Here is an 18,441-nt window from a genome sequence, read left to right on the forward strand (position 1 = left end):
AAGTCGCGGACGCCACTGCGAGCGTCCATGCAGCAAGATGTCTCACCATGATATTCATTGATTGATGCCTCGAATGCTGGCCTGCGCCGCTTCGAGATGGGCCTGCAACGTTGCCGTGCTGCCTTCATCCGCGTCACGATGGTACGCGTCGATCGCATCGGCAACCTGAACGAAACTCAAGCCGTATTCCTGGGCGGCCCGGACACGCATGCTCGGATGCCCCTTCGAGTCGCTGTTGCTCTCGAGCCGCGTAATGCAGTCCCGCAGCAACGCAGCCCCACTTTGAACCGCGCGGATCCCGCCAACGGCAAGCGGCTCGAATTGGTCTTGCTCGCACGCGGCCCGATAGATCGCCGAAACATCCACTCGATCGGCGCGCAACAATTCCTTGACGTCCGGGGTCGTCACAATCACTTCAACGACCGCCACCTTTCCACGATGCTTATCAGGGACTACTTCGGCAATGCTGTCACCCAGTTCGATGCCATTCGCAGCCAACCACAACTGCTCGTCTCGGGAAAGGTTCCGTGCGGCCGGCACCCCGTCAAACCGATCGAGTAGGCGGAGCGAGACAACAGCTTTCAGCGTCTCTGCAAGGCGATACGCGTCCCGAACCTTGTCGATCGTCAGATCGAGTGCGCGCGTGTAGGTCTCTGAACTGTTGTTGGTGTGCAAGGTCGCAAAGACGATGTGCCCAGTTTGTGCCGCCTGCAGCGCAATTTCCATCGTTTCTGAGTCGCGGATCTCGCCCACCATGATCACGTCCGGGTCCGAACGAAGCATCGAGCGCAGCGCACGGGCAAAGGTAATGTTTCCGCTGATCTGTCGTTGCTTGATCGGACCTTCGCCCCGCAACGCAATTTCCACTGGATTCTCGGCCGTGTCGATCGCGCGGGTTCCGTCGTTCAGAACTGCCAGCATCGCGTTGAGCAGCGTTGTCTTGCCCGACCCCGTCGGGCCGGTCACGAGAATCAAGCCGCTCGGCTCAAGCATCGCGCGCATGATCGCGCGATAGACCGCATACGAAAGACCGAGCTCGTGCAACTTCGGCGCGCGCTGTGCGTCCAGCAAGCGGCAAATAAACCCGAATCCGTTATAGGTCTTCGTGTACTCGACTCGAACGTCGACGCTATATGCTGGGGCATCCTGGAACGGTTTGAGGTTGTGGGCCCGTGCAAAATGCAACGGCAGTTCGATCTCAAATCGCGTCGACGCGATATCGGGCGTGGACGCACCTTGCGGCGTCCCTGACAGCTGGTGCAGCTTGGTTTCCCAATGCCGGCCTTCCTGCGCAGGATAGCGAAACCGAAAGTTCTTGAGGCCCGCAGGCGTACGGACATGCAGATAGATGACCGGCGCATCGCGGTGTCCGCGCCCCTCGACGTGAATATCCGACGCCCCTACAACAATCGCCCATACAAAAATCGAGCGGATCGCAAGTTCGACCGGTGCATTTTCCCCGGTGCCCTCTCGAACCATCATGATGGCTCGTCTTTCCTCAGCTGACAGCTCATTCAGGCCGTCCACGACCGGCAAACATGCGTGCAAGTCCTGCATCTGCGAATCTCCGCAAGTGGCTCCAGCGAAGTCAATGTGGCCACTTCATCAACCGCCAGAATATTAATTTGAGTATGCTTGCGAACTGATTATAATTTAGGTGACTCGTGCTCTCAATATACCAATGCAGACCACCGCTACTAGGCTTCCGCTCGTCACACTCCCGCTCACCGCGATACTTGCGCTGTTTTGCGCAAGCACGGCGTTCGGCGAAGAGCAGGGCATTCGTCCGAGCGAAGTAAAGGGGTTTGCTGAGTCAACGTTCAACTCGCCGGTGTTCAAGGATTTGGTGGCCGGCTATCAACAGCAGAACACGTCGGTCGTGAAGAGCATCACGACCGACGTCGTCGAACGCACCAAAGCGCTACTCCCCAAGGCGAGCCAACTTGGTGAACGGCTCCGCTACGGCGATCACAATGTAGTGTCAAACGACGGTGAGGCCGTCGTCATGTGGATGATCGAAGCGGCGAATGCGACACCGGAAAGACGCAAGGCCCTTCTTGAAAAACTCGCAGGGTTATCCGCACGCGGGATCCCGGAGGCCCAGACGTTTGAGGGATTCGTTGTGGAGTACGGACTGTTCGGCTCTCAAAAGGATCTTGGGAGTGCAATCCGCATGTACCGGTCGGCCGCCGCACAAAATTACCAGCCCGCTGTCTACAACCTCGCAATCGCGGCCGCCTACGGCAAGCTGCAGCAGCCTGACGTCACATCGGCACGAAGCTACGCCAACCAGGCCGATGCCATCGCGCCGGACGCCTCATACCGGGTCTGCGGCTTTGCATCCTTTCTCAGCTACCGGCAGGGCGATCGAGCGCGCGCGATGCAATACGCTCAATCATGCTGGTCCGATCTCGCCGGCATTGCTAAGGCGCAGTACGACGGAAGGGTGACTACGGCTGAGCGTGTGACCATGCTTCGGAACTCGATCGGTACCGGTGTTGACGACGGATACTCGCTGCTCGAGAAAATCACGCGCGAAGTCGGCGCCGAGCCGCAATATCTTGCATGCAAATACATGCTGGTCAATCGGTATCGTCAATCCCGCCGGAATACCACGCTACGGGATGACGCCGTGCGGTGCTACCGACAGTACGGGGTTCCGACCGATCCGAAAGAGGCTGCGCTTCGCTTCAACATGGTTGTGCCGGCAATCATCGGCTTCGTTCCGACCGAGATCCGCGCTCTTGAAAAGCTCCGGGCATCGAACAAGTTTCACTATGGCTGGAGTGTTCCGTACCTTCCGTTCCGCCAACAGGACGTCGACCTGTTCGCGCCGTTCGTCACCCATACCAAGCAGTGAAGGATAACTCCAGGATGCGAACGACCTCAGCGGCTCTGTGTCTGAGCCTCTTCATCTCGGCAGCCGCCAATGCCGCGTCAAACGACGGCCCGCAGAGCGTACTTACGCTCGCCTTGGCAAATGGATCGGCCAGCGCCCCGCTCGACGCCCATGGGCAATACGCTCAAGCGATCTCCGCGATCCAGGCTCGGACTGGCGATCACGGCCCGGTCGTCGTGCTCGCGCGTCGCGTAGCCGCATTCAAGGAGCAGTCGCGCTGCGGTCGGGTCGCATACATCGTAGCGCAGCCCACGTCGCATATTGCCTGGACCGACATGGGTGGGGAGCTGAACATTTGCGACGATGGGAATCCGCCGCTCCGCATGTGCAAGGCTCAGGCAGGCAAGCTGGTACTTCCCGACAGCGTCTGCGCCGACGGTGCATCACCGGTCGACACCCCCGAAGTCTCAGCAGCAATCTCGAGCGCCATTTCGGCCGGCGGGCTCGATCCGCGCGCGGCATCCCGGCGAGTCCGCGCGGCGTCCGCTGCCGGCGCGTCTTCTGCGGGCGGGGAGGGGCGATGAGACGCCTGATTGTCGCGATACTCGTAGTCGGCCTACAAGCGGCCTACGCCCAAAATTCCGCTGACGTGAACAGCGGACGCTCCTTCGCGAACTCCATCGCCCCGACGTCGCCGACCCAGATCGTCAATCCTGCAGGCGTGAGCGCGAGCGCCTGGGGCGGGCAGACAAACATGCCCACGTCGGTTCCGTCCGGCTTCGCGGCGTTCTCGAATCCGAATACCACTTCCAATGCCCTGAACGCGGCTCGCGGCAGCAGCCTGACCGCGATGGGCAACCAGGCACAGATCGACTGCGCGAATTTCGTGCCGGGCAACGATCCCTACCAAAACCAATACTGCGCGGCCGTGAATTTCCTGAACAACCAGTGCATGCAGCCGACGACGCGACAGCGGTCGGTGCTCGGCAAGACAGGCGTTACGCCAACCAGCAACGCAAACTGCGCGGGCACGTATGGCGCTGGTCAGTCGAAGTTTGGCTATGGCGACCAAGTCACGATCGACGACCCGATGTTCAAGGGCACACTCGGATTGGCAGATAGCGCAAAAGACGCGCTGTCGACCATCTGCACGCCGAAATCCGTCGTAACGAAGCCGGCCCAGTACGAGAACAATACCTGTGTCGTCTCGATCGACAAGGAAAACAACGTCTGCTCGCAGTATCTCAACGCGACAATTACCAACTCGATCACACAAGCCCTTTCCGTCGAAAACTGTCCGGACGGCACGACGCTGCAGGGCGGCATGTGCCTGCATCAGATCACCTATACGCCGTGGATTTCGTGTCCGGCGGGCTACATCCAAAGCGGCGCCAATCGCGACCAGTGTGTCCAAATTTCCAACCTTCAAGGCACACCGTATTGCCCCGCGGGATTTGGTTCTGGCCACACCGACAATGGCACGATGGTCTGCGTATCGATGGGGAACTTCCCTGATCCGCCACCGAACGTCGTCAACAACATGCCGTTGATTGATCGCGGTCTATGCATCGGCGGCACGTGTTACAACCCGTCCTTTCTGCCGCTCCAATCCTGCCCAGACGGCTACACCTTTGACGGCACCCAGTGCACGAAGACCACGACGATCGGCGCGACCTATAACTGCCCGAACGGCGGATCCCTGCAAGGGCAGACCTGCGTCACCACCGATTCGGCAAACCCGACCATCACGTATAGCTGCCCACCTGGACAGACCCTCAACGGCTCGAACTGTGTCAAGCAGGAGGTCAAGACAAGCTGGACCGATACGTGTACGGCCTACGAGCAAAGCGCAGGCGTTGCGATCCCTACGCCCGCGAACTGAGGAACAGAGCGTGCTGATCGCGACCCAAGTCCGCCGGTGGCTGAACCCCGGCCTGATCATAGCCCTGACCGTCTATGCCGCACAGGCGGGCGCGCAGACCTACGGCCCTGGGGCCTGCTCGCAAGTCCCCGGCTCTCAGACGTGCATCGATGCCACACCCTGCAAGACGTCCGGTACCGGTCAACAGATCTGTCTGTCCACGGCAACGCCCCCCGCCGGCGCACTCCAAGTGCCGTACAGCTGCTGGCAGTACTCGTACAACTACGCGTGCACCGGTACGACGACCGACACCTGCGGGCAATACCGCAGCAATAGCGCATGTGGCGTCGTCGGCAGCGTTTGCAACGACACGATTGCCGAGACCGGACAATGCGACGAATGGACGTACACATACCGTTGCCAAACGCAGGCACAACAAACCGGCCAACAGATGAACTGCGCGAACGGGCTGTTCGACAACAGCAACTTCCCGACGCCACCGAACAACAACAACTCATTTCTGAACGGTGCGCTCGGTCTCGAGCTGCTCGGTGAAGCGCAGAAATACACTGACGGGAACTCGATCTTCGCCGGCGTCGAGGAAAGCTGCCGCAAGGGCTATGAGGGGATCCAAAACTGCTGCAAGAGCACGCCTGGTGCACAGTCGAACAATATGGTCATGACGGCTGCAATCAGCGCGGCCGGCTCAGTTGCAAAGTACGCGGGCGAGAAGTTGATCGATCTGGCGTCGCCGTACGTGTTCGATGCGATGTACACGAACGGTATCTTTTCCGAGGCGCTCACCCAAAACTTCACGACGGCCTTCTCGCTCAACGCAGCAAACGGAGGAGGCACACTCGGTACGCAGTTGGCGTCCGGGGGCATCCAGTTCGGCGTCTACGGCTTCACGGTCGGCTTTGGAACGATGACACCGGGCCTGTTCGGCGCGAACATGCAGCTCGCGACCTTCGGGTCGAACGGATACCTCGCGTTCAACCCGTATGTGTTCGCCGCAATGGTCGCCATTCAGGTAATTCAGGGGCTATCCAAGTGCTCCCAGGCCGAACAGCTGCTTGCTCTCCACAAGGGCGCCGGCCTGAGCACGTATATCAAAGAGGAATGCGCAAAGAAGGTACTGGGATCGTGCGTGCAGTACGTCGATACCTATTGCTCGTTCAACTCCCAACTCGCCCAGATCATCAACATCCAAGGCAAGACGCAGCTTGGCTTGCCGCTAGACGGCTGCGGGGGCCTGACGCCGGACCAGATCAGCAAGATCGACTTCAAAAAGATCGATTTCAGCGCATTCACGCAGCAGATGATGGACCAGGCGATGAAGGGACTCCCGCAAAACATCAAAGGCAACTACACGCCGATCCAGCAAAACAGCTCGAGTGGGTCGGCCCAGAAGGGCGGGTCGGCAGTTCTTCCAACATACTGAAAATGACAGACAAGACCATGAGCAAATTCAAAACCATCGTCACGCGCACGCTGATTGGCCTTGGCGCCGTCGTCTTGATCGCTTCCCTTGGCGCTACAGCGGTCAGCTATCAAATGAACCGCGAGCTCGCGAAACGCAACCAGGAACAAGCAACAAAAATATCGCAGCTCGATGGCAACGTGAAAGACTTGAACAAGCGTGTGTCGACGCGGGACGACGAGCTCAAGGGTCTTCGCGACCAGCTCACCGCGCTGCAACCACAAGTCGAAACACTGAAAAACAACATGGACGCGTTCGCGACTCAGGCGTCGGCCTGCGACACGCTCCGCCGTACCCTGAAGGGAGGTGCGTGACATGCGCCATACCTCCACATTCGCCCGCTCGGCGATAGCCGTGTCGATCGCCTTGGCTACGGCGGCAACTGCACACGGCGCGCCGGTCGAGTTCGATACCGAGGCAGCTCACGTGATCGTAGTTCGTCCCGTCGACAGCTGGTCCGGTGATACCACTGCATTGCGAGAGTCCCTTGATTCGATTGGCGACCGGAAGGTCTCGTACGACGTCGTGCTCGACGGTACGCGGTATCGCGGCAGCCCGCTCGTCCTGCAGGGCGTTAGCGACAATCCGGTAACCCGCGGCGTGGAAGCTGATCTCGCGTCGAAAGGCATTACCCTTGTGCGGAATGCGCCGTACCTGTTCCACGTGCTCGACGCCTCGCCATTGGCGCCCACGGACTATCCGGCATTCGCGAAGGTACAGGCCGAATACCGCCTGCAATTCGTCGAACGATCGGGCGATCCTCGCACCTTGCCGGCGCGTTACAGGGTTCGCAATCTGATTGGAAATGCACTGTCGATCGGTGCGTTGTTTCTCCCGAGTCAGGGTCTCGGCGTCGCGGCGGGAGCCCAAGTCATGGCCAACTCGGGATTGGCCGAAGACGTTGGCCGCCTTCCGCGCCCCGCACGCGCAGCGCTGGTACCGGCTCGTCTGCCTGACCTCGAGGTCGCGAATTTCCGTGAGATCGATATACGACGCGTGGAATTCAAACCCGACGCACCCGGTGAGATCGTGATCGCATACCGAGCCGAGAAAACTGCCGCGGCCGAGCAAGAGGCGTTGATCAAGGCGATCGCGGTCGTCGCCGGTGCGGACACCACGCCGGAAGATGTCGAGTCCGCAAGACAAATCGATTTTCAAGAGCGCGTCTCACTCTGGGACGCATGTGTAAGCGAAGGAAAGTGCCGAAAGGAGGCCAACCATGACTGAAACGACGAAACAAAAGAAGCCGGTCCCGAAGATTCTCAAGAAGAACGGGTTTCTCACCTGGGTGGCTTTTGCCCTGATCGCCGGCGTCGTCGTCGTGTCGTTTTCGAAACACTTCGGCGGTTAATTGCCGAACCAGACCGCGGCCCGCAGCTATGCGGGCCGTGTTTCATCGTCGGCGCTACGGTCAAACAGCGAGCAATGAAGAAGTAGCGCTTCTGCTTCGCCATCAGCAAGCTGCGCGCGTGGCCGGCCGTAAGTTTGTCAGAGTCTAGCCAACAGATGCCCGGGCGGCGGCAGGGCGCTTGGATTCGGTTTTCGCGCCGTGCGTGCTCAGGGCGGTTCTCCGCGTGAACTAGACACCTACCGCGCTGAAGGCGTGCGGATCGACTAGGAAAGGTACTGTCGATGCGAACTCCACGACGGCCATTTCCTCGTGGCGCCGTGAAGTGGTGACGGCGTGCGTTTTTCCATCCACCGTCAACGACAGTTTCAAGCCTTCAAGGAAGAGGCGCCAGTCCGGCGATCGTGTCAGTTTTCGGCCCCACGTGGAGGGAGCCCATTCTTTTTTCATCGTCTACCCTGCAATAACCCCGGAAACCGGTTTCGGTCATGCCAGAGACCCGGTCGCGCCATGATAGCCTGACACTGCTTTGCAGGCGGGCGACGCACGCCATGGTCATGCAACGAGCATCCACATCGCTCGTGGCCACAGCCTCGAAGGCTGGTTTTTTCGGTTCCTGGCAGGCCTCACCTCGGCCCGTACAGCTTTTCCTCGATGGCCGCGTCCAGCCAGGCGACGAAGCGCTCCACGGTGTTGATCGTGGCTTCGAGGGAAGCCTGGCTGACGTGCACCATGGGCGGTGCCAACCAGGTCTGCGCGTCCGGGTCCAGCCGATCGAGCAGCTCCACCTCGCGGGCGTCCAGGAACACCGAGCGCGCGGCGCCCGGTTTCCGGTCGGCGTGCTTGGGCCGGTTGGTGGTGATTTCCAGGTCGTGCTGGATGCTGTTGCGCGTCAGCACGATGTCTTCCAGGACCGCGATGGGGACCGGCCCATCCCGGAACGAGATTCCAAACGCCAGAGTGAAGATCCGGTTGTAGCCCCGGACCCAACCTCGACGGAACACGCGTTTGCGCTCCTCCTCGGTCAGGTCTCGGCAGTGCAGCTTGTGACGGGTGTGCAGGTACGCCTGCAACGCCGACGAGAGCATGCACAGGCACGCATGGCCCAGGACGTCGATTGAATCGCTGGCTTCCTGCCATTCGAGCATGAACGCGGGTTCTGGGTCTTCCGAGTACGGCGGCACAAACGGCTCTTCCTTGTTCTCGATTTTGGTCCGACGATCGACGAAGGGAGCCGACGACCGGGCGTAAAGCTGCCGGATGAAATCCAGGCGGCGATTCAGAAACCAGGCCACGTCCATGGCGATCCCCCGATTTGGCGTGTTCGAGACGATACGCCCGGTGCCTTGCATGGCACCGGGCTCCGTGTCCGCTTACGCCGTTGCGCGCGCCTTCTTTTTCTTGACGTATTCGTCAACGAAGGCCTTGATGCCCTCGCTTCGTGGGAAAGCCTTCTTCGCCTCGGCGGGGGCAACGATGCCCGCTTCGAGGAGACTGGCCAGCCCATCCTTCCACCGTGTGAGGAGGTTGTCGTTCAGGAACTGTTTGACCTGCTCGAACGTGACCACGTTGTCGATCGGCGAGCCGGTCGCCACGTACAAATCGGCGACCACCTTGTTCCCATCGTTGGACGGGAGGGGTGTGGTGGCTGCAATTGCGATGATGCGGGCCAGCAGGTCCGCCTCCATGTCCGTCCCGCCACCCGCGCGCATTGTGCTCATGAACACGTTCATAACGTCCGCGCCATACGTGCCGCAAATCAGCAGCGCGTCCTCGCTGTACTTCAACAACAGTTCGGGCTCGGTGTAGCTGGGGTGGTAGATCAGGCGGCGATAACCCTGGGCGTAGGCGCTTTCGATCGACGGCAAGAAGGGCAGTTGCTGGATCGCTTCCGGCACGTCCCAATCCTTCGATGGCGTCGAGCGGTGCCGCGCCATGATGCGGGCGGCTGGACCGGCGTGCTCGGTCAGCGCCAACGAGGCTGCCACGAAGTCCATCGCGGAATGTTCGGCGATGACGGCGGACCCGAACAGCAACAAGCCGTCCGTACGTTCAGCGAGCACATCACGCAGAGGTCCCATGAGCGGCGTCGGCAAAGCGTCGGCGGTTCCCGCCGGCGTGACCGGTTCTATCGTCGGCCATGCTCCGGAGAACGGCACGCGCGCTTGCAACTCGCCCTCGTCGGTGACGACGCCGATCAGCGCCGTTTCTTCGTCCACGTGCCCGTCCCGGGACGTGACCATGAGCCGGACGTCCTCGTGGAGCATCTCGGGTGTCGGGGAGTCGAGCAGCACCGCGACACGGTGCCCTGAGTCCAGCGCATACCTGCAAGCCGTTTCCAGACGGCTCGCGGTTCCGTCCCAGGATTGCTGATCGAGTTCGAGAGGGCCGATCACCAGCAACGTGCCGCTGGGCACACGATCCAGGCCGGACGACCAGAGGCCGTATTCACCCAGGTCGATGGCGCTGGGACAACCATTGCCGGCGCGTTCGGCGTAGAGCAGCGCGCCGTCGGTTGCGTCCTCGTACACCTCCAGCAGGGCGTCGATCGCCTTCTGGGCGGTCGCGATGTAGACGCCGGGAACGGGACCTGCCGGCCAGATCTGCGGGGCCCCGCGGGCGACGACCGCGCCGGGCGGAGACAGGGCGACGAGCAACTCCTGGGGCGACATGTCGACCGCGTAGCGCTTCTTCAGGCGGAACGCCAGGCGACCGGTCGAGGTGGTATCCAGCTCGGCGGCGGCGACGCGTTCGGGGAACGCCATCACCTCGGGCCAGTTACGAAGCCCGGGCAGTGCTGCGATCAGATCGAGCGCCTGGCCATGACCAAGGGAGGGGTGCGTGGGCTGCAAAAGGCCGCGGACGAGCCCGGCCAGCAGCTTCAACTGCTGCGTATCCATTGCTTTCTCCTGGGCGGCAAATCCGGTGCACGCTTTGCGGACCGCCCATCGAAAACAAGGACCATGGAATGGGGTAGGTGCGGTGACACATCGTCTTCGTCATGCCCCGAAGGGCGCGTGCGGCAGGCGACGACAGCCTGGGCACACTATAACAGGAACGCCCGCCACGTTGGTCTGTTGGATGGCGCCTTGGCGAAGTGCCATAATCGGACGCCATAGGGCACAACCGATGGGCGGGGGCTGCCTGGTTGAGAAACGGAGGCGCGGTGATCCGAGGCTACACCGAAGACGAGTTTGGAACGAAGCTGGGCGCCGTGTTGTCGGCGTCGCGACCGATCCACAGCATCGAGTACCTGAAGGGGCGCGACAAGGAGCTTGAAACGATCAAGCAGAGCTTGTATGCCCCGGGCCGGCATGTCTTCGTCTACGGTGACCGAGGCGTGGGCAAGAGTTCTCTTGGGCAGACGGCGGCGGTTCAATACCAGAGCGCCAGCGCCTCGCCCGTGTTTGTGTCGGGATCGCCCGACGACACGTTCAGCACCGTGATCGCCAACATCGTGACGCAGGCGCTTCGGCAACCTCGAACGGAGAGCGTCAAAACGACCCGCTCAGCATCCATCGACATGGCCCGGGTGAAGATGTCCGCCGGCACGGAGACCAGTGCGGTGGACATTGCCGACCGGATCCGATCCATTGGTGATGCGGTCGCACTGCTGGAAGAGGTTGCCGAGAAGCGCGAGGGAAACACGGCGGTCGTGATCGACGAGTTTGACGCGATCCTGGATGCAGGCGAGCGCAACAAGTTTGCGGCGCTGCTCAAGCAGATGGGCGATCGGTCCGTCAACGTCAAGTTCATTTTCACCGGCATCGGAAAGTCTCTCGACGAGCTGCTCGGCGCACATCAGTCCTCGTACCGCCAGTTGGAGCAGGTCGAGCTACCGCGCCTGGGCTGGGACGCTCGCCGCGAGATCGTTCAGGCTGCTGCCGACGCGTTCGAGATCGAACTCGACAACGACGTCAACTGGCGTATTGCCATGGTGAGCGACGGCTTCCCGTACTACGTTCACCTCATCACCGAAAAGATCTTGTGGAGCGCTTTTGCGTCCGACAATGAGGTCTCACAGATCGATTCAGACCTCTTTCTCCACGGGCTCGGGGAAGCGATTCTCTCGACCGCCGGTGAGTTGAAGCGTCCCTATGAAAAGGCTGTCGTCCACCATCCGGAAATGGAGGATCTCGTCTGGGCGACGGCCGACCACGAGGACCTGATCCGATCGCTGGACGGGATTTTCCAGTCCTACCAGGTCGTGATCGGGAAGCGTGCTGACGGACGCCAGGCGCTGGACCGCAGCCGTTTTGCCTCGCAACTTCGCAAGTTGAAGGGGGCGACGTACGGTGCGGTGCTGACCCAGCCGGAGGGGCGCCAAGGCCTCTACACCTATACCGAGAAGATGTTGCGCGGCTATGTCCGCATGCAGGCCGAAGCGAATGGCATCGCGCTGAGCGGTGAGCGGCCTGCGCCCAGGCAGGCGATGCACGTTGGCAACGCACGCAGCGGCTATCGCGGTCCGAGTATCCCGCGTGGCGTGCGCACGGGGAAGGAGGTCGCCGAGTGGGACGACTCCAACCCGTGACCGCAACGGCATCCGCCGATCTTGGCGAGAGTTGTTACCGCGCGGTGGGCAACCCCTCCCACTCGGTGGTGTAGCTGGGCGTTTTCGCGTTCTGGCTCATGTGCCAGGCCTGGTGACCCTCGACGTTCCCCACGCGCAGGGTTCCGCGTCCGAAGCGGTCGTTCACGGCGTCCAGCGCGGCCATCAGGCGCTCACGACGTGGCGCGGGGCCGGCGAACAGGTCGGCTTGCTCCACCGTTCGGTCCGTCAGGTCCAGCAGCATGACGCCCGACTTGGCGTATTTGAAACCCGGTTTGTACAGGCGGGCCAACCCGGCCAGTGCGGCCTCCACCAGGCGCAGGGTGTCGCCCACCGGGACGGCGAGCGGCACCACCACCGCGGCGCTGTACTGCTTGTCCTTTTTGCGAAACGCGGACGTCTGGATGAACACTTGGACCTGGCCCGCCTTCAACCCCTGGCGTCGCAGACGCTCGGCCGCGGTGGCGGCGAAGTCGCGCACGGCGATCGACAGGTCCTCCTGCGTCAGCACCGGGTGACCGAACGAGCGCGAGCAGATGATCTGCTTCTGCGGCTGGGCCTCGGCCTCGAACCCATAGCAGGCGATCCCGTTCAGCTCGCAGACCGTGCGTTCGAGCACCACCGAGACGGTAGACCGGATGAACGACGGGCTGGCCCGCTTCAGGTCCAGCGCGGTGGCGATCCCGTCGGCGACCAGGCGCTCCCGCAACCGGCGGCCGACGCCCCAGACCTCGCCGACCTCGACCAGGCCCAGCAGCTCGTCGCGATCGCGCTCCGGTAACGCGGTCAGGTCGCACACCCCCGACCACGGGCGCCCGACGTTCTTCTTCGCGATGTGGTTGGCCATCTTCGCCAGGGTCTTCGACGGGGCGATGCCCACGCAGGTCGGAATCCCGATCCAGCGCAGCACGCGCTCGCGCATCAGTTGGCCGTAGACCGTCAGGCTCCCGGCGAGGGTGCCCATCCCGGTGAGGTCCACGAAACACTCGTCGATGCTGTACACCTCCTGCACCGGGCTGAACTGGCCCAAGATGGCCATCATCCGGGCGGACATGTCGGCGTATAGGGCGTAGTTGCTGCTCAGCGCGACCAGCCTGGCCTCCTGCACCAGGTGGCGGACCTGGAAGAAGGGCACGCCCATCTTGATCCCCAGGTCCTTGGCCTCCTGGGACCGTGCCACGGCACAGCCATCGTTGTTCGACAGGACGATGAGCGGACGCCCCACCAGGTCCGGGCGGGACACCCGCTCGCACGAGCCGAAGTTGTTCCCGTCGACGAGGGCGAAGGTCGGCATGGCTCAGGCCCGCACGCGCACCTTGGTGGCGAGCACCTGGCGCAGGTTCCAGGTGACCACGCCCCATACGGTCATTTCCTGGGCGTCGGAGAACACGATGGGCGCGTAGGCCGGGTTGGCCGCCACCAGCTTCACGATCCCCGTGCGGCCGTACAGGCGCTTGACCGTGAACTCCCCATCGACGCACGCGAGCACGATCAGGCCGTGCTTCGGCTCGATCGAACGGTCCACCACCAGCTTGTCCCCGTCCCAGATCCCGGCGCCGCTCATGCTGTCGCCTTCGACGTTGAACAGAAAGGTCGACAGCGGGTTGAGCACCAGCACGTCGTTCAGGTCGATGCGACGCTGAGCGTGATCCTGGGCCGGGCTCGGGAAGCCGGCCGGCACGCGCGAAAGCGCCTCGACGATGAGGAGGGCGGCCGGTTCTTCGGCCAGGGGGATGGGGTGGTTCATGGTGATGAAAATACTGTATGGATATACAGTCCATCAGCCCGGCGCCACCACCGGGAGGGCTTTCTGCGATAGCGGCTCAGGACTCGGCCCTGGCCTCCCGCGATCGGCGCAGCGCGTCCAGGTCGGCAAGGATCCGCTCGTCCTTCTGGCGCAGGCTGTTGAGGCGGATGTACGCGACGTCCTCCCAAAACCCGAGGATCGCGTTGGCGAACCGGTCGAGCAGCTCGCGGGGCAGGACCGCCTGCTCGAACGACGGCGGGGGCGGCGGCCCCACGGGCGGGTTGTCGGCCGGCCAGGGGAACGGGTCCGACGACCAGTTGGGCCACAGCTCCTGGTTGCTGCGGAACAGGGCGACGGCGGACCACCCGTCCCCGTGGCGGCACGCGTTGCCGACCCGTTGCAGCAGGTCGAGGTCCATGTAGCTGGGGAAGGCGGTCAGGGCAATGCCCCGCAGTTCCAGCAGGAGATCGCTCAGCTCCGAGAGGCTCCCACCGCGCGCCGTCCGGCGTTGGCGCACGCTCTGGGGGCCGGGCACGATGCAGGCGTTCAACCAGTTGCGGAGCTGGCGCTCCCAGAGCGACTGGATGGACAGGCAGAACGCCTGGATGGTCGCCTGCAACAGGGCTTGCCCGTCGGCGACGGCGAACATCCAGCCGCCCTCCTGGGTGGTGGCCCAGTGCTCGATGTCGGCGTCGATCGCGGCGAGGGCCGGGTGCACCACGTCGTTCAGGAACGCGCGGACCCGGGGGCGGTGCAGGGCGAGCTGGACGTCCTCGAACTCGAACCGGGTGTCCCAGCGGTGGGCGTCGACCGTGGTCATCGGCGCTTGCTCAAACGAAGCGTTCGAAGGCAGCGCCGCCACCAGGTCCCCTTGGGGTAAGGGTCCGGCAGGTCGCGCAAGCGGGCGGGGATCCGGCTCTCGGGGGCTTCCAGGAAAATCCGCAGCCCGATGTTGCCGGGGCGCGGGTCCGTCTCCTCGAAGATCCGATCGAAGTCCGCGTGCTCCATCGGGTCCCGGCGACCGTCGGGCCACTTCGCGAACGCGTGGACGATGACGGCGGAATGCGCGTCGATCCCGCCGGTGCGCTGGGCCCGGGGGGCGGCGGCCGGTTCGCGGTAGTAGGTCGGCTGGTGGTACGCGTCGCCTTGGAGCGCGAGGTAGAACAGGTGGCGCCAGTGCTCCTCGTGGTCGTCGGCGATCCGGCGGTGGACCTTCACGCCGATCTCGCGCTTCAGCGCCTTGTAGGTTTCCAGGTTGCGGGCGGCCGTCAGCCAGTTCAACCGGCTGGGCGGGACCGGGGCGGTCTGGGCCCCGTTGTCGGTCAGGGCGTTGTACGCGCGTTCGAGCGCACGCACGGCCTGGTCGAGCAGCGCCGCGCTTTTTTGGTAGCGCAACGGGCGGGTGATGGCGAAGACCGAGATGAGCACGGTCACCACCGGCACGGCACCGGCCAGCAACCGCAGCTCGCCTTCGGTGAGGTGCTCGGTGAACGACATCACCGCCGTCCACGTGTGCGACAACCACGCGATCATGCCCGACCTCCGGGTGCGGGCACGTTCAGCGCGACGGGCGCCAGGTCCACGCTCAGGCGGTACTCCATGAGCTGAACGCGCGGGGCGACCTTGCCGGCGTACTTCAGCTTGTCGCTGATCGAGTTCGCCACGATCACCCCGGACACGGTCTTGCCCTTGGCCACGTGGTGCTCGATCCACCCCATGTAGCGTTGCACCTGACCCAGCGCCGCGTCCAGGCCCCGGCCCAGCTTCAGCTCGAACACCACGAAGTTCTGATCGCGGTCCAGGAACACGAGGTCGGCGGGCCCGCAGTCGGTTTGATACTCCACGCCGTCCCGTCCGTCGGCATCGACGAAGAGCGTCAGGGGGCCGTGCGTGGTGGTGCTGGGCGGGTTGCGCGCTAGGTAGTCCCGCAGGTGGCTCTCCAGCGCGAACGCGCCACCGCCGAACCCATCGTCCACCGGTTCTGCGGCGTCGATGTCCGGCGAGGCGGGCACCTCCTCGGTGGAATCGTCGACGCGACGCACCTTCAGCCCATCGGGGGTCTCCTCGATCGCCCACAGGCCGTGCTTGTCCGGGTCGTACCAGACGACCTTGCCGCGCCCGGTGGCGAACAGGAAGTCGTACCGGCCGTTGGCCAGGCGGGGCTTCTTGTTCTCGGGGTAGCCAACGCGGCCGACCCGGTTCACCGTGCAAATCGAGATCTGGCAGTTCACCGTCCCCTCGTTCAGGTCGGGGTGGTCCTGCGCCTGGAGCTGCTTGATCTCGGCGTTGCTGGTCTCGCGGCCCAGCGGCTGCACGGCGTCCCGGATCAGTTGCCAGATCGGCGGGCGGTTGGTGGGGGTGGTGCTCACGGCTCGGGTCCCTCGCGTTGGTCTTGTCGCTGGGCGCCACGCCCAGGCAGGCACCGATTGAACCACGTCGCGTCGTGCGGGCACCAGCGGAAAAGTGTTGCTCTCGATCGCTGCGCGAACCCAACACCCGGGGCTGGAGGCCCGGGCGGGAAAACCGGTGCTGACGCCGATGAGGGCCGCAGGCAGGGTTCGTGCGCAGGAGCCCACGGCTCCGAGGTCTTGCACGGGGCACGGGCGACCTGTACGGAAGAGGGGTGCCGTAGCCCCCCAAGCCCCGCGCCCGGCGAACCGCTGGGCTACACCGTCGCCGGCACCACGTTCACCAGCGGCACCACCGGCGTCACCGTCACGCCCTCCGGCACCATGCGGAGCTGGTTCGGCGTGAAGGAGCGGAAGCCCCCGGTCCATTGCTTCCCGCGGCGACGCAAGAAGCGCCACGTGCTCGGCGCTTCCAGCAGGGCCTTGACCCGCTGGTGGTCCGCCGGGTTCTTCGCACGCACGACGTAACCCGACGCCCACAGGAAGCGCCCACCCAGTTCCCCGGCGGTCACCTCGAGCGGCGCCATAGGGCCCTTGGCCATGCACGGCACCAGCAGCAGGCGCTCGTTCGGGTCGAACGTATAGAGCCCTTGCTCGCGCCCGTAGGCGAACCACGCCTCGTACCCGCGCAGGTCGCCCCCGTCGTGTGCATGCAGACGCTTCGCGTGGCCACGGAACCAGCCCAGCACCTCGGGGTCGAGCTGCACCTCGGGCACCACCTTCAGATCCGCGTCGTACGGGCAGAGCATGCGGTGGGCCCGCTCGACGTCGGCGAAGGTCTTCACCTTCGTCAGCTTCAGGAACAGCGGGGCGTCCTTCACCGGCAGGCGCACCTCGCGCCCGTGGCGCTTCATCGCACGCACCGTGTCACCGTCGACCGTCCAGTTCTTCACCTCGTACGCCCCGTTGGCGTTGGTGTTTATCGTCCTCACGGCGCGCGCAACAGCTGCCAAGGTCCCTGTAGAGATCAAGGTGGCGGAGACATGGACGCTCACGCAACTGGAAGCGGCCCTTGAACCGCAACTATGCGGGCAATATCTGCGCGCCCGGGACTGTCGGGAGGGACTGCTGGTTCTCGTCCACCAGACGCCGCGCCCCGTGGGCTGGAAGTTGCTCGACCGGCGCCACCTGAGTTTTGCGGAAGTTGTAGAGCGGTTGAAGAATCATGCTCAGCGGTTGCGACAGGCGTCAGCCTCGGGTCCACATCCCGAAGTCGCGGTCATTGATGTCTCGAGCTGCGCGAGACAAGCCCAACACGAACGGGTCAGGAGAAAGCCCCGCAGGCAGAAGAATGCGGAGAAAATATCCTCACGACCGACAAGTAAGCGAGGCACGAGCCCGTAGCCGGAGGCAAGGCGCTCATGCGTCAAGAATTAGACTTTCTTCCCGAAAGATCCGGACGGCTGTCGCAGTGAGCCGCGATGTCCGCGAGGCTTGCCGACGCGTCAAGTCGCCGTCGAATGCCTGCCTGTCTGATCGCGAGTGCGCGATCCGCCGCGCCGGCATCGAGGCGGCGGTTTCTAAGGGCGCGATTTGTGACTGGAAACCAGCCGGCTGGCCCACGGTCCGGCTGCCGCGCAACAAGTGGGCGAATCTGCCGTGCGTCAGTTCCAGCCGTTCCGCCGAACCCCAAAAGCGGACATCTCTATCTAGCCACTACAATCAAATGTCCCCGCTAAGTTCAATTGTCGTGTTTCCAGCTAAATTGAAATGTCGCGGTGTTTGAGCTTTTTCTTGTCCTGATTCAAGGTGTTGGGGTGGGGCGGCGAAGCCGCCCCCCGTTCCCTGATTCCTTCAACGCTGACTTCAAGAATGGCTTGATTCAGGTCGGCAAGCTCGATGGCACGCTGCTTCTTCAGCCCGATGAGGGCCTTCTTTGCCCGGACCTCGGCACCGCAATGGGTGCGCGACGGTGAGCCGGAAGCGCGGCGATCGTCACGCATATTCTGGATGCGCCGTGCGACTTCCAGGGCGCTGGACAGCCGCTTGTTCTCAACCTCCGCGCCTTGATCGATGCGCGTGATGCGATCGTATTGCCGGCACGACAGCACCGCGCCGTTGGCCTGTACCTCGATCATCCCGTCCGGATATTCGACGACCTCGACGTATTCATGCACAAGGCTCCGATTGGCCGCCGAATCGGCGAGCAGGTACATCGTAAGCCGTCAATAAACGACGCCCTACCAATGGTAGGCAGAAGGTCAGA

At 63.3% G+C, this 18,441-nt stretch carries 18 protein-coding genes; 8 read left to right on the plus strand and 10 right to left on the minus strand.

All coding sequences use genetic code 11. From position 1 onward, the window contains the following. Positions 1-54 precede the first annotated feature (54 nt). Positions 55-1,557 carry a GspE/PulE family protein gene (locus GD429_RS06845; RefSeq protein ID WP_152856258.1) on the minus strand — a complete coding sequence of 501 codons (1,503 nt, stop codon included), beginning with the start codon at positions 1,555-1,557 and terminating at the stop codon, positions 55-57. A gap of 124 nt (positions 1,558-1,681) precedes the next feature. Here GD429_RS06845 and GD429_RS06850 point away from each other — a divergent pair, with 124 nt between their 5' ends. From GD429_RS06850 to GD429_RS41590, 7 genes are read left to right on the plus strand one after another with little or no spacing between them, the layout of a single operon-like run. Then, the gene (locus GD429_RS06850) at positions 1,682-2,860 is read left to right on the plus strand and encodes a hypothetical protein (RefSeq protein ID WP_227791571.1); all 1,179 of its coding nucleotides are present in this window, start codon (positions 1,682-1,684) and stop codon (positions 2,858-2,860) included. A 14-nt stretch (positions 2,861-2,874) separates the two neighbouring features. Then, a complete protein-coding gene (locus tag GD429_RS06855) occupies positions 2,875-3,423 on the plus strand; it encodes a hypothetical protein (RefSeq protein ID WP_152856259.1) in 549 nt (182 codons plus the stop codon). Further along, positions 3,420-4,721, plus strand: a complete 1,302-nt coding sequence (locus tag GD429_RS06860; protein ID WP_152856260.1) for a hypothetical protein — start codon at positions 3,420-3,422, stop codon at positions 4,719-4,721. Before GD429_RS06855 ends, GD429_RS06860 begins: the two co-directional genes overlap by 4 nt. Before the next feature lie 10 nt (positions 4,722-4,731). Continuing rightward, a complete protein-coding gene (traN, locus tag GD429_RS06865) occupies positions 4,732-6,141 on the plus strand; it encodes a conjugal transfer protein TraN (protein ID WP_321574439.1) in 1,410 nt (469 codons plus the stop codon). Between the two features lie 17 nt (positions 6,142-6,158). Next, the gene (locus tag GD429_RS06870; protein ID WP_152856262.1) at positions 6,159-6,494 is read left to right on the plus strand and encodes a hypothetical protein; all 336 of its coding nucleotides are present in this window, start codon (positions 6,159-6,161) and stop codon (positions 6,492-6,494) included. Position 6,495: 1 nt separating this feature from the next. Continuing rightward, positions 6,496-7,407 carry a hypothetical protein gene (locus GD429_RS06875; RefSeq protein WP_152856263.1) on the plus strand — a complete coding sequence of 304 codons (912 nt, stop codon included), beginning with the start codon at positions 6,496-6,498 and terminating at the stop codon, positions 7,405-7,407. Next, a complete protein-coding gene (locus GD429_RS41590; RefSeq protein ID WP_265334669.1) occupies positions 7,400-7,531 on the plus strand; it encodes a hypothetical protein in 132 nt (43 codons plus the stop codon). Before GD429_RS06875 ends, GD429_RS41590 begins: the two co-directional genes overlap by 8 nt. Positions 7,532-8,154: 623 nt before the next feature. On the opposite strand, the gene GD429_RS06880 is transcribed toward GD429_RS41590, so the two are convergent. Continuing rightward, a complete protein-coding gene (locus tag GD429_RS06880; protein WP_152856264.1) occupies positions 8,155-8,880 on the minus strand; it encodes a hypothetical protein in 726 nt (241 codons plus the stop codon). 21 nt (positions 8,881-8,901) lie between these two features. After that, positions 8,902-10,428 carry a hypothetical protein gene (locus tag GD429_RS06885; RefSeq protein ID WP_152856265.1) on the minus strand — a complete coding sequence of 509 codons (1,527 nt, stop codon included), beginning with the start codon at positions 10,426-10,428 and terminating at the stop codon, positions 8,902-8,904. Between the two features lie 266 nt (positions 10,429-10,694). On the opposite strand from GD429_RS06885, the gene GD429_RS06890 reads away from it, so the two are divergent. Beyond that, a complete protein-coding gene (locus GD429_RS06890; RefSeq protein WP_321574440.1) occupies positions 10,695-12,062 on the plus strand; it encodes an ATP-binding protein in 1,368 nt (455 codons plus the stop codon). 34 nt (positions 12,063-12,096) lie between these two features. On the opposite strand, the gene GD429_RS06895 is transcribed toward GD429_RS06890, so the two are convergent. From GD429_RS06895 to GD429_RS06925, 7 genes are all read right to left on the minus strand, one after another. Then, positions 12,097-13,374, minus strand: a complete 1,278-nt coding sequence (locus GD429_RS06895; protein WP_152856267.1) for a Y-family DNA polymerase — start codon at positions 13,372-13,374, stop codon at positions 12,097-12,099. 3 nt (positions 13,375-13,377) lie between these two features. Next, positions 13,378-13,827: a LexA family protein gene (locus GD429_RS06900; protein WP_152856268.1), complete on the minus strand. Its 450-nt coding sequence runs from the start codon at positions 13,825-13,827 to the stop codon at positions 13,378-13,380. Positions 13,828-13,903: 76 nt separating this feature from the next. Beyond that, positions 13,904-14,647, minus strand: coding sequence for a hypothetical protein (locus GD429_RS06905; protein ID WP_152856269.1), 744 nt, complete (start codon positions 14,645-14,647; stop codon positions 13,904-13,906). Next, positions 14,644-15,360, minus strand: coding sequence for a hypothetical protein (locus GD429_RS06910; protein WP_152856270.1), 717 nt, complete (start codon positions 15,358-15,360; stop codon positions 14,644-14,646). Before GD429_RS06910 ends, GD429_RS06905 begins: the two co-directional genes overlap by 4 nt. After that, positions 15,357-16,196, minus strand: a complete 840-nt coding sequence (locus GD429_RS06915; protein ID WP_321574441.1) for an endonuclease NucS domain-containing protein — start codon at positions 16,194-16,196, stop codon at positions 15,357-15,359. Before GD429_RS06915 ends, GD429_RS06910 begins: the two co-directional genes overlap by 4 nt. Before the next feature lie 296 nt (positions 16,197-16,492). Then, entirely contained in the window at positions 16,493-17,128 is a 636-nt protein-coding gene (locus GD429_RS06920) for a hypothetical protein (RefSeq protein ID WP_227791572.1), read from the minus strand. Positions 17,129-17,935: 807 nt separating this feature from the next. Then, positions 17,936-18,391 carry a hypothetical protein gene (locus GD429_RS06925; RefSeq protein WP_227791573.1) on the minus strand — a complete coding sequence of 152 codons (456 nt, stop codon included), beginning with the start codon at positions 18,389-18,391 and terminating at the stop codon, positions 17,936-17,938. Positions 18,392-18,441 lie beyond the last annotated feature (50 nt).

The organism is Burkholderia sp. BE17, assembly GCF_009362305.1.
Taxonomy (GTDB): Bacteria; Pseudomonadota; Gammaproteobacteria; order Burkholderiales; family Burkholderiaceae; genus Burkholderia; species Burkholderia pyrrocinia_C.

What these genes read in the sequence shown, in the direction of transcription:
- GD429_RS06855 (WP_152856259.1), top strand. Translation starts at nt 2,875, where the DNA reads ATGCGAACGACCTCAGCGGCTCTGTGTCTGAGCCTCTTCATCTCGGCA.
- GD429_RS06905 (WP_152856269.1), bottom strand. Translation starts at nt 14,647, where the DNA reads ATGACCACGGTCGACGCCCACCGCTGGGACACCCGGTTCGAGTTCGAG.
- GD429_RS06910 (WP_152856270.1), bottom strand. Translation starts at nt 15,360, where the DNA reads ATGATCGCGTGGTTGTCGCACACGTGGACGGCGGTGATGTCGTTCACC.
- GD429_RS06860 (WP_152856260.1), top strand. Translation starts at nt 3,420, where the DNA reads ATGAGACGCCTGATTGTCGCGATACTCGTAGTCGGCCTACAAGCGGCC.
- GD429_RS41590 (WP_265334669.1), top strand. Translation starts at nt 7,400, where the DNA reads ATGACTGAAACGACGAAACAAAAGAAGCCGGTCCCGAAGATTCTCAAG.
- GD429_RS06895 (WP_152856267.1), bottom strand. Translation starts at nt 13,374, where the DNA reads ATGCCGACCTTCGCCCTCGTCGACGGGAACAACTTCGGCTCGTGCGAG.
- GD429_RS06850 (WP_227791571.1), top strand. Translation starts at nt 1,682, where the DNA reads ATGCAGACCACCGCTACTAGGCTTCCGCTCGTCACACTCCCGCTCACC.
- GD429_RS06875 (WP_152856263.1), top strand. Translation starts at nt 6,496, where the DNA reads ATGCGCCATACCTCCACATTCGCCCGCTCGGCGATAGCCGTGTCGATC.
- GD429_RS06900 (WP_152856268.1), bottom strand. Translation starts at nt 13,827, where the DNA reads ATGAACCACCCCATCCCCCTGGCCGAAGAACCGGCCGCCCTCCTCATC.
- GD429_RS06925 (WP_227791573.1), bottom strand. Translation starts at nt 18,391, where the DNA reads ATGTACCTGCTCGCCGATTCGGCGGCCAATCGGAGCCTTGTGCATGAA.
- GD429_RS06885 (WP_152856265.1), bottom strand. Translation starts at nt 10,428, where the DNA reads ATGGATACGCAGCAGTTGAAGCTGCTGGCCGGGCTCGTCCGCGGCCTT.
- GD429_RS06870 (WP_152856262.1), top strand. Translation starts at nt 6,159, where the DNA reads ATGAGCAAATTCAAAACCATCGTCACGCGCACGCTGATTGGCCTTGGC.
- GD429_RS06880 (WP_152856264.1), bottom strand. Translation starts at nt 8,880, where the DNA reads ATGCAAGGCACCGGGCGTATCGTCTCGAACACGCCAAATCGGGGGATC.
- GD429_RS06845 (WP_152856258.1), bottom strand. Translation starts at nt 1,557, where the DNA reads ATGCAGGACTTGCACGCATGTTTGCCGGTCGTGGACGGCCTGAATGAG.